We start from the raw sequence: 15,330 nt of genomic DNA, 5'->3' as shown, positions 1-15,330 counted from the left end.
TTACGCGCGAGTGTAGGAGATGAAAATGACAATGCCATGACAGCAGTGTGACAGAACTAGCGGCGATCTTTCCACACGGTCTGAATGTTACAGAATTCCCGCAGACCGAAGTGCGACAGTTCACGGCCAAACCCGCTTTTCTTCACGCCGCCGAAGGCCACCCGTGCGTCACTGGCACTAAAGCCATTAATGAACACGCCGCCACACTCCAGACGCTCAGCAAAATAGTGCGCTTTTTCTTCACTGCCCGTCATAACGGTAGCGGAGAGACCAAACTCGCTATCGTTGGCCAGCGCCAGCGCGTGTTCTGCATCGCGAGCGACGGTGATGGCAGCCACCGGGCCGAACAGCTCTTCCCGAAATGCGGTCATATTAGCGGTTACGTCACCCAGCACCGTTGCCGGATAATAGTTACCTTCGCCCGCCACTTTTTCGCCGCCCAGTAATAAGGTTGCGCCCTGCTCCAGCGTCTTCAGTACCTGCTGATGTAGCTCATCACGCAGATCAAAACGCGCCATCGGGCCGAGATCGGTATGCTCCAGCGTGGGATCGCCCATTTTAAGTTGCGCAACCGCCGCCACAAAGCGGTCGCTAAATTCCCGGGCAATGCCCGCTTCAACGATAAAACGCTTTGCCGCCGCGCAGACCTGCCCGGTATTCTGATAGCGCCCGGCAACCGCGGCACGCACCGCCAGATCCAGATCGGCATCATTGAGGACAATAAACGGGTCCGAGCCGCCGAGCTCAAGCACGCATTTTTTCAGCGCCGCCCCTGCCTGAGCGCCAATTGCTTTGCCTGCGCGCACGCTGCCGGTGACGGTGACGGCGGCAATACGCGGATCGTTAATCGCCTGCGTCACGCCGTCATTGGTTGCATTGATCCAGCCAAACACCCCCGGCGCGATGCCAGCATCATTAAAGACGTGTTGAATGAGCGCTGCACAACCCGGCACGTTGGGGGCGTGTTTTAACAGATAGCTGTTGCCCGCCAGCAGGATCGGCACCGCGCCACGCAGCACCTGCCAGAGGGGGAAGTTCCACGGCATTACCGCCAGCACCGGCCCCAGTGGACGGTATTCGATGACCGCCTGACCGCCAGCAACCTGCGTTGATTCAGTGTCCAGCATCGCCGGGCCGTGCTCAGCGTACCAGTCACACAAATCGGCTGATTTGTTCACCTCAGCGCGTGCCTGCACAATCGGTTTGCCCATTTCACGGCAGATCGACTGCGCCATCTCTTCGCCTCGTCCACGCAGAGCAGCACCCAGCTCGCGCAGTTTTGCCGCCCGATCGTTAACGCTATAGCTGCGCCACTGACGGTAGCCTTGCGATGCCTGCTCAATGGCCTTCTCTACCTCCTCGCGCGTTGCCCACGGCAGAGAAATCATGGTGTGCCCGTTGGCCGGATTAACAGAAACAGCTTCATTTATAGGTGAGGTCATACGATTCTCTCTTAGCGATGTCTTTACAGGCTCCTATTCTGCTACACTCACCCATTCCTGAAAAATGAATAATACTGACCATCTCATTCATAAAACGAGAAAGCTATGGATTTAACCCAGCTTGAAATGTTTAATGCGGTCGCCCGGACAGGCAGCATTACTCAGGCGGCACAGCAGGTGCATCGAGTACCGTCAAACCTGACAACCCGCATTCGCCAGCTGGAGGCCGATCTTGGCGTCGAGCTGTTCATTCGTGAAAATCAGCGTTTGCGTCTTTCTCCCGCCGGACACAATTTTTTGCGCTACAGCCAGCAAATTCTCGCCCTGGTGGACGAGGCGCGCCGGGTGATCGCCGGTGATGAGCCGCAGGGCTTGTTCTCGCTGGGTTCGCTGGAGAGCACCGCCGCCGTGCGCATTCCGGCCACGCTTGCGCAGTACACTCAACGTTACCCGAAAATCCAGTTTGATCTGGCGACCGGTCCCTCAGGAACCATGCTTGATGGCGTACTGGCGGGCATACTGAGCGCGGCATTTGTGGATGGACCTGTCGCTCACCCGGCGCTGGAGGGGATGCCGGTTTATCAGGAAGAGATGATGATTGTCGCCCCCGACGGGCACGCCCCCATCGCGCGTGCCAGAGACGTTAACGGCGTCAATATTTACGCCTTCCGCGCTAACTGTTCGTACCGGCGACATTTTGAGAACTGGTTTCACGCCGACCAGGCCACGCCGGGCAGAATACATGAGATGGAGTCCTACCACGGGATGCTGGCCTGCGTAATTGCCGGCGCGGGCCTGGCGTTGATCCCGCGTTCAATGCTGGAGACCATGCCGGGGAGTCATCAGGTAGCCGCCTGGCCGCTGGCAGAAAACTGGCGCTGGCTGACCACCTGGCTGGTATGGCGTCGCGGCGGAATGACGCGATCGCTGGAGGCCTTCATTGAGATGGTGAAAGAGACATTACCTAAGGCGCAGCCATAGGATTATCATATAGATAACGCAGAATGTTGCGTTGATGCCGGTTCCGGCAGTAGGTTATTTTTTTGTTCTCACGTTAAACGGATTAACCATGAACACCAAAGCACGTAAAGTGATGATTATTGGATCGGGCAATGTCGGTGCCTCTGCCGCCTATGCCCTGTTGAATCAGTCAATTTGTGAAGAGTTGATTTTAGTCGATCTCAATAAGGCGCTGGTCGAAGGCCATGTGCAGGATCTCAGCGATGCAGCCGCTTATATGCCCGGCATGATGACCATCTCCACACGCGACGCCAGCGATTGTGCGGATGTTGATATCGCCGTCATCACCGTATCAGGCGGCGCACTGAAACCAGGGCAGACGCGTCTCGATGAGCTGACTAATACGGCAAAAATTGTGAAAAGTATCGTCCCGCAAATGATGGCTGGCGGCTTTAACGGGATCTTTCTTATCGCCACTAATCCCTGCGATATCATTACCTGGCAGGTGTGGAAACTTTCCGGCCTGCCGAGAAGTCAGGTTATCGGGACCGGTGTCTGGCTGGATACCACCCGCTTACGCCGTACGCTGGCACAGCACCTCGATATTGGCGCACAAAGTATTGATGCCTTTATTCTCGGTGAGCATGGTGATACCCAGTTCCCGGTCTGGTCACACTCTTCCGTATACGGTTCACCGATTAGCGACGTTTATCAGCGGCATACCGGCAAAACGCTCGACCGTGGGCTACTGGCAGAGAAAGTCCGTAAACTGGGTTTCGAAATTTATGCCGGTAAAGGCTGTACGGAATACGGCATCGCCGGGACCATTGCTGAAATTTGTCGCAATATCTTTACCGGTAGCCATCGTGCGCTGGCGATATCCTGCATTCTGGACGGCGAGTATGGGGTAAGCGATGTCGCGATTGGCGTGCCGGCCGTGCTGGCGCAAAGCGGCGTACAACAGGTTATTGAGTTACATCTTGCCGACGATGAGCTGGAAAAATTCCGCCACTCGGCCAGCGTGATCAAAGCGAATATCGCCCGCCTGCCTTAAGTATTTTGGCTCTGCCAGCCCCATGCCGCCGTGTGGGCTGGCAGAAGAATCCTTACCCGAGCATCAACTTACCCACGATATAGGTTTTCGCCTGCCCGCTCATCAATACCCGGTCGCCTTTCAACTCACAGCGAATATCCCCACCACGGGCTGAAACCTGGCGGGCAAACATGCGATTTTTACCCAGCTTCTGCGCCCAGTAAGGGATCAACATTGTGTGGGCGGAACCGGTCACCGGATCTTCCCATACCGCTTCGCCTGGTGAGAAAAAGCGGCTGACAAAATCATATCCCTCCCCGCCTGGCGCGGTGATGGTGACTTTGTGCTCGCCAGGCACCATTGCAGCGATATCAGGCTTAACCGCTTCAACCTGCTGTCGATCTGCCAGTTCAATCAACCATGCACGGCCTTTATGCGCCGCCTGGTATGACGTAATACCTAACGCGCGCAGCAAGGTAGCTGGCGGCGTTTGCGGTTCGGTGCGATCCGCCGGAAAATCCAGAGTCAGCCAGTCATCATCACGACTGACCGTCAGCTCGCCGGAGGCGGTGTCGAAAATAATGGCTGGTTGAGTATAGCCCCGATGGTTGAAGATCACATGCGCCGCAGCCAGCGTAGCATGGCCGCATAAATTGACTTCGTTACGGGTAGTGAACCAGCGCAGGGAAAATCCGTTATTATGCGGAACGAAAAACGCCGTCTCTGACTGATTATGTTGCTGCGCCATGCTGAGCATGACCTCATCCGGCAACCAGTCTGTCAGGGGGCAGACGGCGGCGGCATTACCGCCAAAGGTGCGTTCACTGAACGCATCGACCATATAATAATCAATTAACCGCATGCTCTTTCCTCTTGTTGTTATTTCGCCACTACGCTGACATGGCGTCCATTGATCGCGCCAGCGTTAATACAAACTATAACGAATCTTTAATTTTTTACGGGTTAAATTGAGATCTGCGTCACAAAATGGTTGTATTTGCGCCAGCGATAGCTTTAAGATCATCTCCTCTTCTTCTGTACAACCAACCCAGATTATCTCTATGACAACGAATACTGTTTCACGCAAAGTGGCGTGGCTGCGGGTGGTTACGCTTGCCATTGCAGCGTTCATTTTTAATACCACGGAATTCGTACCGGTGGGTTTGCTGTCCGATATTGCGCAGAGCTTCGGCATGGAGACCGCGCAGGTCGGTATTATGCTGACGATCTACGCCTGGGTGGTTGCCCTGATGTCACTGCCGTTTATGCTGCTGACCAGCCAGATGGAGCGACGTAAATTGCTCATTGGCTTGTTCGTCCTGTTCATCGCCAGCCACGTTTTATCTTTCCTGGCCTGGAACTTTACCACCCTGATTATTAGCCGTATCGGCATTGCGTTTGCGCACGCGGTATTCTGGTCAATTACCGCCTCGCTGGCCATTCGCCTTGCCCCGGCCGGAAAGCGGGCACAGGCGTTGAGTCTGATTGCTACCGGGACCGCGCTGGCGATGGTGTTGGGTATTCCGATTGGCCGCATAGTGGGCCAGTACTTTGGCTGGCGTACCACCTTTTTTGCTATCGGTACCGGCGCACTGATTACTCTGCTGTGCCTGATTAAACTGCTGCCGAAATTGCCGAGCGAGCATTCAGGTTCACTTAAAAGCCTGCCGCTGCTGTTCCGTCGTCCGGCGCTGATGAGCATCTACCTGTTAACGGTAGTGGTGGTGACGGCGCACTACACGGCATACAGCTATATTGAGCCTTTCGTGCAAACGGTCGCCGGTCTGAGCGGTAATTTTGCCACTGTCCTGCTGCTGATCCTCGGTGGCTCCGGCATTCTCGGTAGTCTGCTTTTCGGCAAGCTGGGCAACCTGCACGCCTCAACCCTGATTTCAGGTGCTATTGGCCTGCTATTTGTTTGCCTGCTATTACTGGTTCCGGCCGCACAAAATGAAAACCATCTGGCTATTCTGAGCGTGTTCTGGGGCGTGGCAATTATGATCATCGGCCTTGGAATGCAGGTGAAGGTACTGGCGCTGGCTCCGGATGCTACCGATGTCGCCATGTCGCTGTTCTCGGGCATTTTTAATATCGGTATCGGTGCCGGTGCGCTGGTGGGCAGCCAGGTAAGCAGCCATTTTTCGATGGCGGCCATCGGCTATGTCGGTGCGGTGCCGGCACTGTCCGCGCTGATCTGGGCGGTTATTATTTTCCGCCGCTGGCCGGTTTCACTGGAAGAACAGACACAGTAATGGCGTACTGATTGGGGCCATGACTGGCCCCAATACATCACCACGACAAATAATATCGCCTATTTCTTACCCTCTCTCACATCTGCATCACGTCCTCCCTCCGCACTATAACCCCATAGCGGACGCGGACTTAATCCTCTTTTTAGCAAATCGTGGCACAAACTTATTCATTCAGTTGACTTATGTTTGCCTGGGCAATAATATCCTCCGCAACTAATATACTTGCCAGGGCAACCATTGTGAAAAGTTCAGGGGATCTGTTTAACGAAATCATTCCGCTGGGACGTTTGATCCACATGGTTAACCAAAAAAAAGACCGTTTGCTCAACGATTATCTTTCGCCGCAGGACATTACCGCCACCCAGTTCAAAGTGCTTTGCTCTATTCGCTGCGAAGTGTGCGTCACCCCTGTCGAGCTGAAAAAAGTGCTGTCGGTCGACCTGGGTGCCCTGACTCGTATGCTCGATAGACTGGTCTGTAAAGGCTGGGTTGAGCGCTTGCCGAATCCCAATGACAAACGCGGCGTACTGGTACGACTGACGCCGGAAGGCACCACCATTTGTGAGCAATGTCATCAGCTTGTTGGGCAAGATCTGCATCAGGAACTAACAAAAAACTTATCGGCGGACGAAGTGGCTACTCTTGAATACCTGCTCAAGAAAGTCCTGCCGTAAACATAAGAGGTAAGACGATGTCCAGACGTAATACTGACGCCATTACCATTCATAGCATTTTGGACTGGATCGAAGACAATCTGGAGACGCCGTTGTCACTGGAGAAAGTGTCAGAACGTTCCGGCTACTCAAAATGGCACCTGCAAAGAATGTTTAAAAAGGAAACCGGACACTCGCTGGGCCAGTACATTCGCACCCGTAAGCTGACGGAAATCGCCCGGAAGCTGAAGCAAAGTAACGAGCCGATCCTGTATCTGGCTGAACGTTACGGGTTTGAATCGCAGCAAACGCTGACCCGAACGTTCAAGAACTATTTCGACGTGCCACCGCATAAATACCGGATCATGGATATGCCGGGCGAAGCACGCTACCTGCAACCGTTAAATCACTGTAATCACTAATCGCCTGTTTTAAGACGTATCGAGGAAATCATGAAACTGCTCGTCTCCGCTACTTTTGCATTAGCGATACTGACCGCCGGTCAGAGCTTTGCGGAGCAACCTCGTCACCCTGCTGAAGGCAGCGCCCGCGCGACGTTAACGATTCCTTCCGCGTATGACCAGTCTCCGTTTGATTTTAATCATATGGGCACAGGAAGTGACAAATCCGACGCACTGGGTGTGCCCTATTATAATCAGCACAGCCTGTGATTCGTTTGCCCCGCCCGCGCGGGGCTTTTTTTTTGCCCGATCTGCCGCTCTGCTTTATTACGTCCCGGTAATACCCACCCCGATACAACCCACGCAAGCAATACCCTCGCGCTGTTTAATCTCGTTGCACACATAAAATCACAACATTCACAGAATTTCACACAGCAGTGTTAAGACACAGTAACGCAATAATAACTTTAAAATCAATAGGTTATAAATCAATATAGCGTTAAATGCATGCGCTTTTTTGTGATATTCATCATCTTAATGTGAAAGTACACCCTTCACAATAATGCACATCATCACAACGTAGCGCTGGAATAAAAAGTATGAGCATACGCCTGGGCATCATTGCAGACGACTTTACAGGAGCGACCGATATCGCCAGCTTTATTGCATTTTCAGGCTGGCAGGTCATACAACTCAATGGCATTACCGACCGGCGCGTCGATATCACCCACGCTGATGCAGTGGTTATTTCGTTGAAAAGCCGTTCTTGTCCGGTTAATGAGGCAAAACGTATGACGCGCGAAGCCTGTGAATGGCTCCAGTCTCAGGGCTGTCAGCGCATCTATTTTAAGTATTGCTCGACGTTTGATTCTGGTCCGGCAGGCAATATTGGTCCGGTCACGGACCTCCTTCTTGAACTCACACAATCGCCCATGGCAGTGTTATGCCCTGCACTTCCGGTGAATGGCAGAACCGTTGTTCATGGTCATCTGTTTGTGAACGGTCAGCTACTCAACGAATCCGGGATGCAAAACCATCCGATCACCCCCATGACCGATGCCAATCTGCTGCGCGTGATGGAACAACAGGCATCGGGCCAGTGTGGCCTGGTATCACTGGATCACGTGCGGGCTGGCAGTCAGGCGATAACCCATCAACTTAATGCGCTGCAACAACAAAACCAACGCTACGCGGTTTTGGATGCCATGACCGATGAAGATTTGAAAGTGCTTGCGTTGGCGATCCCGGAAAATCTTTTACTTACTGGCGGTTCAGGGCTGGCGGGCGCACTGGCTTTCCTCACACCTGAATCGCGTAACACCACGGATATCGGTATTCCAGGTACTGAAGGAAAATGCCTGGTGTTGGCGGGCAGTAGTTCAACCATGACCAACCGCCAGGTTAATTTCTATCGTCAGCATGCGCCGTCGTTGTCTATTGATGTTGAACGCGTGTTACATGATAAAACAGCCTATCTGGAGGAACTGGTCAGCTGGTATTTATCCCGCTCAGGCTCACTGGCACCGATGCTGTATGCCACGCGTCCTGCCGACGAAGTGAAAGTGATACAGCAACGCTATGGCGCAGAAGCTGCCGGCATCGCTATCGAGTCACTTATTGCGGCGCTTGCCAGTGAACTCACGCATCACGGGGTGAATAAGATCATTGTTGCGGGCGGCGAAACCTCCAGCCTGTTAGTTCAACACCTCGGCGTAAAGGGATTTGTTATCGGCCAGTCTATTGCTCCCGGCGTACCGTGGGTAAAAGATATCTCGCGCAATATGTGGTTAGCGCTTAAATCAGGTAATTTTGGTGACGAGCGCTTTTTTATCAAAGCTCAGGAGCTTTTTAATGAATGAGTTACAACTGCGGGAGCAGATGGTCACGCTGGCCAGTTCGATGTTTATGCGCGGCTATAGCAGCGGTGGCGCAGGAAATATGAGTACGCGTCTGCCGGAGGGAGGGTTTCTGGTAACACCGACCAACTCCAGCTTTGGCTCTCTCGATCCTGCAACCCTCAGCAAACTTGATGCTCAGGGCCAGTGGGTTTCAGGAGAAAAACCGTCGAAAGAATCATTGATGCATTTGGCTTTCTATCGCCAGCGCGCCGATATTGGTGGTATTGTGCATCTTCACTCTACCTCTCTGACGGCATTGTCGTGTTTGCCAGATCTGGATCCGCAGGACTGCCTGCCGCCTATTACACCCTATTTCGTTATGCGTACAGGTAAATTACCACTGATCCGCTATTTACGGCCGGGGCATCCGGGTCTGGCGGATGAGGTGGCAAAACTGGCTCCGGATCATAATGCGATGCTGCTGGCGAATCATGGTCCTGTTATTGGGGGGACCACGCTGCGCGAGGCAACATTCAATGCCGAAGAGCTGGAAGATACCGCACGGATCTGGTTTATGATCAGGCCACACGGAATGAATACGCTGAATGATGAGCAGGTCAGCGAACTGAAAACCCGCTTCAGCGTCCATACTACGCCTCCAGCCCCCTAAGGATACTGAAATGTTACCCGACGAGCGCCGCGTTTTTATCTACAGTCATCTTCACCGTTATGCCCACGCGGCGATCGGCGATCTGGCGAAATTACTCGGTGTCTCGCACATGACCATTCGCAGAGACTTAAAAGAAATGGAGAACGAAGGGAGAGTCAAATTTATCAGTGGTGGGGCTAAATTGAATGAAGTGCTTATTCAGGAATTACCTTACGTTGAAAAAGCAATGCTCCATCATTCAACTAAAAGGCAAATCGGGGTCATTGCCGAGCAATTTATTGATTCAGGCAGCGTGATTTATCTTGATGCCGGGACGACAACGTATGAAATCGCCCAGGTTATTGCCAATAAATTAAAAAAAGTCACCGTTATTACTAATGATTTTACGATTGCTGATTTTTTAATGTCGACATCGTGTGTCGAACTGTTTCATACCGGAGGCCGGGTTGACGTGCGTAATCGCTCGGCGGTAGGACATTGCGCAGCTCAGTTAATCCGTCAGTATAATATTGATATCGCTTTCATAAGTACCAGCTCCTGGGATTGTGAACACGGGATTTCTACGCCTGACGAAGGAAAAATGCTGGTAAAACAGGCCGTCATAGGTTCATCCCGGCATAAGGTGCTGGTTTCAGATTGCAGTAAATATGGCAAATACGGCATGTTCCATATTTGTCATCTTGATCAGATCGATGACATTATTTGCGACGATCAGCTTCCCGCAGAAGCCATTAATAAATTACAACAGTTGCCATTGCGCCTGCACCAGGTGAGCCATGCATGGAACAGCAAGGAGAAATAAAATGTAGATCTTCACTCATTCCCTACAAACGATAAATTCTATTACCAGTTTCCAATTATAAATATAAGGCTACTGCACCAGTCAGCCCGGAGGCTCTATGCAATTTGAAATCAGCCACTTTATTTCACTCATTGCATCTATTGCGATATTAGTTATTCTGATTACGAAGTTTAAGTTCCATCCTTTTTTGGCATTAATCATTGCAGCAGGTTTTTTAGGTGTTGCTGCGGGATTGTCACCAACGCAAACAATAAAAAGCTTTGAGAAAGGCTTTGGCGGCGTATTAGGGTCGACCGGCCTGGTGGTAGGGTTGGGCACCATGCTCGGCGGCGTTATGCTGGAATCGGGGGCTGCTGATAGGATCGCGAATACCTTTATTCGTCTTGGTTCGGTTCGCATGATCCCCCTGACTATCTGCATAGCCGCACTGATCATCGGCCTTCCACATCTTTTCGATGTCAGTTTTGTCATGCTGGTGCCGCTGGTGTATGTCATTGCGCGCCGTACCCGCAGTCAGTTGTTACGTATTGGTATTCCTCTGGCGGCAGGGTTATATGTTGCCCACGGTTTAATGTTGCCGCATCCCGCACCGACGCTTGCGATGACAACCTATGGCGCTGATGCCGGTATGTGTATGTTCTACGGACTACTGCTGGCTATTCCGATGGTTATCCTGTCAGGCCCGGTATTTACTCATTTTGCGTTAAAGGTGTTTCCGGATCTGCGCCGTCAGGATTATCGTCAAATGCAAACTAAAGAGAATGAGCAGGAGACGACTCGCCAGAATATGCCCTCGTTCGCGATGTCGATGCTCACCATCCTGCTGCCGCCAATTCTGATGATGTTCAAAACACTGGCAAAAGGATACGTGGAACCTGGCACCGTTCCTGCGGAATTGCTCAACACAATTGGTGACCCGATAGTTTCGCTTCTTATTGCCGTCTTGTTTTCTCTCTGGGCACTTGGCGTGCGCAGCGGCTTCGGCATGAGCCAGTTACAAAAAATCGTCGGCAAAAGCCTCGGTCCGTGCGCTGCCATCATTCTTATCCTCGGCGCTGGCGGCGGATTTAAAGAGATGCTGCTGGCGACCAATGTCAGTACGCTGATTGCCAACTCTGCAATGCACTGGAACATCTCGCCACTGGTACTGGCGTGGGTTGTTGCCGCCTTAATTCGTATTGCCATTGGTTCTGCAACCGTTGCCGTGGTTACTACCGCCGGGATCGTCGCCCCGCTGGCCAGCCACAGCGGAGTGAACCTCGAACTGCTGGTACTCGCGACCAGCACGGGCGGTCTGATGTTATCGCACGTGAATGACTCCGGTTTCTGGCTGTTTAAAGAGTATTTTCAGCTTACGGTGGCCGAGACATTGAAAAGCTGGACCCTGCTGGTGTCGTTCTTGTCGGTCCTCGGTCTGATTTTCGTTTTATTGCTTAACGCCCTCGTTGGCTAACCTGTTTATTAATGAGGAAGGAACATGAACTACACATTGCTGTTCGACACGTTAAATACCCGTCAGATACGCATCGCCATCACCGGGGCATCCGGCGGATTTGGTCGCTCATTGCTGGTGCAGTGTCGGGAAATTCCGTCAATAGAGATCGTCGCCCTCTGCGACCTGAACGTTGAAGGCTCGCAGTCATTACTCAACGATCTTAACTACTGTACTGATGCGGAAATTTGCGAAGACGCCGGGCAGGCTATTGCCGCTCAGCAGGCGGGAAAAACCGCCATCATACGCGATTACACCCTTCTGGATGCGCTCGATCTGGATATGGTGATTGAGGCTACTGGTAAACCCGAGATCAGCATCGCTATCGCTATCCATGCATTACAGCGCGGCGTTCATGTCGGTATGGTGAGTAAAGAAACCGATTCTGTCGCGGGTCCGTGGCTGAACCAGTTGGCGCTGAAACATGATGCGGTTTACACCACTGTCGATGGCGATCAGCCTTCGAATCTGCTGGGTCTCATCACCTGGGCGCAGGTTCTGGGGCTGGAAATTGTCGCTGCCGGTAAATCCAGTGAGTATGACTTTGTCTGGTCGCCAGCCAGCAACACCATCACCTGGTGCGATCGTCAGGTTGAGGTCAGTGGTCTGACGGAGTGCTGGCAGTTAAGCGACGATATTGCCGCCACGCTCGCCAGGAGAACATCACTACTCAGTATGCTACCGCTTAGCGCCACGCCGGACTATTGCGAAATGAACGTGGTAGCAAACTCCGCCGCGTTAACCCCGGCGTGCGATGAAATGAGCTATCCGATGTGCCATATCAGCGAGCTGGCCGATATTTTTATTCCTGAGGAGGATGGCGGCATCCTGAAACGTCATGGCGTGGTTGATGTGTTTAACTGCCTGCGTCGCGAGGACGAAGTGAGCTTTGGCGGCGGTGTGTTTATCATTGTGCGCTGTAAAGATAACGCCACCTGGGAAATGCTGGCCGGCAAAGGGCATGTGGTTAGCAAAAACGGTAAATACGCCTGTATTTATCTGCCGTATCACATCATGGGACTTGAATCGCCACTCTCCATATTTTCTGCGGTACTGCACCATCGCGCCTCCGGAGCGACTAATCAGCAGATCCACGCGGTGATGGCTGGGTATGCCGATCGTCCGCTGAAGAAAGGAGAACTGCTGGAAATGGGCGGTCATCATCACACCATCCCCAACGTCAGCGCCCGGCTATTGCCAAAATCCGCTGGTGCAGGTATTGCGCCTTATTACCTGCTGTCGAATAAAGTATTAACCCGTGATATTCCGCAAGGCGAGTTGATTCCTCTTGATGCTTTGCATATGGAAGATTCGCTGCTGTATACCGCGTGGAAGGAAACGTTTTAACCACTGCCAGAAACGGCAGTCCGGGAGTACAGGTTTTTCATCACCTGTAACCCGAACTGCCGTCGTGAGGGTTTATCCCCTGACCGCTTTCACCCGCCGAAAACGCAAGCCAAAGACATTGATATACAGCCCTGCCATGATCAGTGCCGCGCCCACAAGTTGTAGCAGGTTGAGGGTCTCCCCTAACAACAGTGCCGCACTGGCTAATCCAACCACCGGCACCAGCAGCGACAGCGGTGCAACGCGCCAGGTTTCATAGCGTCCCAGCAATGAACCCCAGATGCCGTAGCCCACGATGGTGGCAATAAATGCCAGGTAAATCAGCGATAAAATGGTGGTCAGATCGATTGCCACCAGGCTTTGCAATATCGCTGCCGGACCGTCAAACTTCAGCGACGCCAGCAGAAATGGCACAATGGGGATCAGCGCACTCCAGACCACCAGCGACATCACTGCCGGACGGTTCTTGAGCTGCATAATTTTCTTGTTAAAAATATTGCCGCAGGCCCAGCTCAGCGCGGCGGCCAGCGTCAACATAAAGCCCAGCACCGCAACATGCTGTCCGTTCAGGCTCGACTCTATCAGCACCAGAACGCCGAATACCGCAAGCGTAATTCCGGCCAGCTGTTTCCCCTGCAATCGTTCACCAAACGCGAACGCGCCAAGCAGGATGGTGAAAAAAGCCTGCGCCTGAAGAACCAGTGACGCCAGCCCTGCGGGCATGCCAAATTTGATCGCCGAAAAGAGAAAGGCAAATTGGCCAAAGCTGATGGTGAGTCCGTATCCCAGCAGTAAACGCAGCGGCACCTTCGGGCGCGCCACAAAAAACAAGGCAGGAAAAGCCACCAGCAAAAAGCGCAGGCCAGCCAACAATAGCGGCGGCATATTATGCAATCCGACTTTGATGACGACGAAGTTAAGCCCCCAAACCACGACAACCAGCAGTGCCAGCAGCCCATCTTTACGCGTCATACCCTGCCTCTGTAATTGTTAGAATTATGTGAACTATCCCACGTTAGCGGAAAAAAACACGCTTTAACAGATCATTATTTCTGGTAGGTCATCCGCCCCCCTGGCCGCGCTATACATTGTTCTTATTGCGTGATATTCCTGATAAGACGAAATAATTGTCGGGCAGAAAAATGATCACATCAACCAGGCGCTCCATTACTGCGCTGCTGGCATCGTCATTACTTTTAACTATTGGTCGCGGGGCAACCCTCCCCTTTATGACGATTTATCTCACGCGTCGCTATGCGATGAGCGTTGAGGCGATCGGCTATGCGATGACTATCGCGCTGACCATTGGCGTCGTATTTAGTCTTGGTTTCGGCATTATGGCGGATAAATTTGATAAAAAACGCTATATGCTGGTTTCAATACTGGTATTTATCCTTGGCTTTATTGCCATTCCCGTAGTGAATAATGTTGCGCTGGTCGTTATATTTTTTGCGATGATTAACTGCGCGTATTCGGTATTTGCCACCGTCCTGAAAGCCTGGTTTGCCGACGTCCTTTCTCCGTCAGAGAAAGCGCGGATATTTTCGCTTAACTACAGTTTTCTGAATATTGGATGGACGATAGGCCCACCGATCGGCACGTTGCTGGTGATGTACAGTCTGAATTTGCCTTTCTGGCTGGCCGCATTTTGCGCCGCCTTCCCGCTGGTGTTTATCGGGCGTTTCGTGCAGCGGGTGGCGGCCAGCAGTGCCAATGGTGAACCTGTTACCTGGTCACCTTCCGTTCTGCTGCGGGATAAAGCGCTGTTTTGGTTTACCCTGTCGGGTTTTCTGGCCTCGTTTGTCGGCGGATCCTTTGCATCATGCATTTCACAATACGTGCTGGCAGTCGCCGACAGCAACGTTGCCGAGCATGTAGTCGCGGTGGTGCTGCCAGTTAACGCCGCGCTGGTTGTGACGTTACAGTATTCGATTGGTCGTCGGTTAACGGCAAAAAATTTACGCCCGTTGATGACTGTCGGCACCGTTTTCTTCGTGGCAGGCTTGATGGGATTTATGTTTTCGGGGGTAAACCTGGTCGTCTGGGGAATATCGGCAGCGGTATTTACTATTGGTGAGATAATATATGCACCGGGTGAATACATGTTAATTGACAATATTGCGCCTCCGGGAATGAAAGCGAGCTATTTTTCTGCTCAGGCGCTGGGCTGGCTGGGTGCAGCGGTGAATCCGTTGGCGACCGGATTAATATTAACTCATCTCCCGCACTGGTCATTATTTGTTATTTTAATGGCGGCCATCATTCTGGCCTGGTTGATGATTATCCGCGGGATGGGTAGCAAACGTATTCATGATGTTGTGCAAACAAACTGAGACGTTGCGAGCCTCCTCGCAGCCTGAGAATAAAGCCTGAAAACAGGCTGGTGCGGACGTTATCGAAGCATAGAATACACGGCGGGTGCTTGAGGCTTTCCGGTCTC

The 15,330-nt window shown here is 52.4% G+C and carries 15 protein-coding genes; 12 read left to right on the top strand and 3 right to left on the bottom strand.

Translation table 11 applies throughout. From position 1 onward, the window contains the following. Positions 1-56: 56 nt before the first annotated feature. Positions 57-1,442 (bottom strand): succinate-semialdehyde dehydrogenase, encoded by a 1,386-nt coding sequence (gene sad, locus INT84_RS05485; protein ID WP_194205936.1) that lies wholly within the window; start codon positions 1,440-1,442, stop codon positions 57-59. A 105-nt stretch (positions 1,443-1,547) separates the two neighbouring features. On the opposite strand from sad, the gene INT84_RS05480 reads away from it, so the two are divergent. Next, complete coding sequence (locus INT84_RS05480) at positions 1,548-2,423, top strand: LysR family transcriptional regulator (RefSeq protein WP_194205935.1); 876 nt, start codon at positions 1,548-1,550, stop codon at positions 2,421-2,423. Positions 2,424-2,511: 88 nt separating this feature from the next. Next, positions 2,512-3,456: an L-lactate dehydrogenase gene (locus INT84_RS05475; RefSeq protein ID WP_194205934.1), complete on the top strand. Its 945-nt coding sequence runs from the start codon at positions 2,512-2,514 to the stop codon at positions 3,454-3,456. A gap of 52 nt (positions 3,457-3,508) precedes the next feature. Here the strand turns inward: INT84_RS05475 and INT84_RS05470 are convergent, their stop codons facing one another. Further along, a complete protein-coding gene (locus tag INT84_RS05470; protein ID WP_194205933.1) occupies positions 3,509-4,297 on the bottom strand; it encodes a PhzF family phenazine biosynthesis protein in 789 nt (262 codons plus the stop codon). 199 nt (positions 4,298-4,496) lie between these two features. Here INT84_RS05470 and INT84_RS05465 point away from each other — a divergent pair, with 199 nt between their 5' ends. The 9 genes from INT84_RS05465 (at position 4,497) to INT84_RS05425 (ending at position 12,890) form a co-directional block, all read left to right on the top strand. Further along, complete coding sequence (locus INT84_RS05465) at positions 4,497-5,687, top strand: sugar transporter (RefSeq protein WP_194205932.1); 1,191 nt, start codon at positions 4,497-4,499, stop codon at positions 5,685-5,687. Between the two features lie 239 nt (positions 5,688-5,926). After that, entirely contained in the window at positions 5,927-6,361 is a 435-nt protein-coding gene (gene marR, locus INT84_RS05460) for a multiple antibiotic resistance transcriptional regulator MarR (protein ID WP_176917352.1), read from the top strand. A gap of 17 nt (positions 6,362-6,378) precedes the next feature. Next, positions 6,379-6,762, top strand: a complete 384-nt coding sequence (marA, locus tag INT84_RS05455; protein ID WP_176917351.1) for an MDR efflux pump AcrAB transcriptional activator MarA — start codon at positions 6,379-6,381, stop codon at positions 6,760-6,762. Positions 6,763-6,792: 30 nt separating this feature from the next. Further along, entirely contained in the window at positions 6,793-7,011 is a 219-nt protein-coding gene (marB, locus tag INT84_RS05450) for a multiple antibiotic resistance protein MarB (RefSeq protein WP_194205931.1), read from the top strand. 329 nt (positions 7,012-7,340) lie between these two features. Continuing rightward, positions 7,341-8,600, top strand: a complete 1,260-nt coding sequence (gene otnK / locus INT84_RS05445; protein WP_194205930.1) for a 3-oxo-tetronate kinase — start codon at positions 7,341-7,343, stop codon at positions 8,598-8,600. Beyond that, the gene (locus INT84_RS05440; protein ID WP_194205929.1) at positions 8,593-9,249 is read left to right on the top strand and encodes an aldolase; all 657 of its coding nucleotides are present in this window, start codon (positions 8,593-8,595) and stop codon (positions 9,247-9,249) included. The genes otnK and INT84_RS05440 overlap by 8 nt, the downstream gene beginning before the upstream one ends. Before the next feature lie 10 nt (positions 9,250-9,259). Further along, entirely contained in the window at positions 9,260-10,051 is a 792-nt protein-coding gene (locus tag INT84_RS05435; protein ID WP_194205928.1) for a DeoR/GlpR family DNA-binding transcription regulator, read from the top strand. 97 nt (positions 10,052-10,148) lie between these two features. Beyond that, positions 10,149-11,504 (top strand): gluconate:H+ symporter, encoded by a 1,356-nt coding sequence (locus INT84_RS05430; protein ID WP_194205927.1) that lies wholly within the window; start codon positions 10,149-10,151, stop codon positions 11,502-11,504. Between the two features lie 24 nt (positions 11,505-11,528). Then, positions 11,529-12,890, top strand: coding sequence for a homoserine dehydrogenase (locus INT84_RS05425; RefSeq protein WP_194205926.1), 1,362 nt, complete (start codon positions 11,529-11,531; stop codon positions 12,888-12,890). A 72-nt stretch (positions 12,891-12,962) separates the two neighbouring features. Here the strand turns inward: INT84_RS05425 and eamA are convergent, their stop codons facing one another. Then, complete coding sequence (gene eamA / locus INT84_RS05420; protein ID WP_194205925.1) at positions 12,963-13,862, bottom strand: O-acetylserine/cysteine exporter; 900 nt, start codon at positions 13,860-13,862, stop codon at positions 12,963-12,965. 170 nt (positions 13,863-14,032) lie between these two features. Here eamA and ydeE point away from each other — a divergent pair, with 170 nt between their 5' ends. Further along, a complete protein-coding gene (gene ydeE, locus INT84_RS05415) occupies positions 14,033-15,223 on the top strand; it encodes an efflux MFS transporter YdeE (RefSeq protein WP_194205924.1) in 1,191 nt (396 codons plus the stop codon). The last annotated feature ends 107 nt before the right edge of the window (positions 15,224-15,330 follow it).

Source organism: Superficieibacter sp. 1612_C1 (assembly GCF_015234305.1).
Classification (GTDB): domain Bacteria; phylum Pseudomonadota; class Gammaproteobacteria; order Enterobacterales; family Enterobacteriaceae; genus Superficieibacter.
Note: the sequence above shows the minus strand (reverse complement) of the source record. Positions and strands in the feature narration are given on the sequence as shown.

Coding starts and splice junctions, on each gene's coding strand:
- sad (WP_194205936.1), bottom strand. CDS start 1,442: ATGACCTCACCTATAAATGAAGCTGTTTCTGTTAATCCGGCCAACGGG.
- INT84_RS05480 (WP_194205935.1), top strand. CDS start 1,548: ATGGATTTAACCCAGCTTGAAATGTTTAATGCGGTCGCCCGGACAGGC.
- INT84_RS05475 (WP_194205934.1), top strand. CDS start 2,512: ATGAACACCAAAGCACGTAAAGTGATGATTATTGGATCGGGCAATGTC.
- INT84_RS05470 (WP_194205933.1), bottom strand. CDS start 4,297: ATGCGGTTAATTGATTATTATATGGTCGATGCGTTCAGTGAACGCACC.
- INT84_RS05465 (WP_194205932.1), top strand. CDS start 4,497: ATGACAACGAATACTGTTTCACGCAAAGTGGCGTGGCTGCGGGTGGTT.
- marA (WP_176917351.1), top strand. CDS start 6,379: ATGTCCAGACGTAATACTGACGCCATTACCATTCATAGCATTTTGGAC.
- marB (WP_194205931.1), top strand. CDS start 6,793: ATGAAACTGCTCGTCTCCGCTACTTTTGCATTAGCGATACTGACCGCC.
- otnK (WP_194205930.1), top strand. CDS start 7,341: ATGAGCATACGCCTGGGCATCATTGCAGACGACTTTACAGGAGCGACC.
- INT84_RS05440 (WP_194205929.1), top strand. CDS start 8,593: ATGAATGAGTTACAACTGCGGGAGCAGATGGTCACGCTGGCCAGTTCG.
- INT84_RS05435 (WP_194205928.1), top strand. CDS start 9,260: ATGTTACCCGACGAGCGCCGCGTTTTTATCTACAGTCATCTTCACCGT.
- INT84_RS05430 (WP_194205927.1), top strand. CDS start 10,149: ATGCAATTTGAAATCAGCCACTTTATTTCACTCATTGCATCTATTGCG.
- INT84_RS05425 (WP_194205926.1), top strand. CDS start 11,529: ATGAACTACACATTGCTGTTCGACACGTTAAATACCCGTCAGATACGC.
- eamA (WP_194205925.1), bottom strand. CDS start 13,862: ATGACGCGTAAAGATGGGCTGCTGGCACTGCTGGTTGTCGTGGTTTGG.
- ydeE (WP_194205924.1), top strand. CDS start 14,033: ATGATCACATCAACCAGGCGCTCCATTACTGCGCTGCTGGCATCGTCA.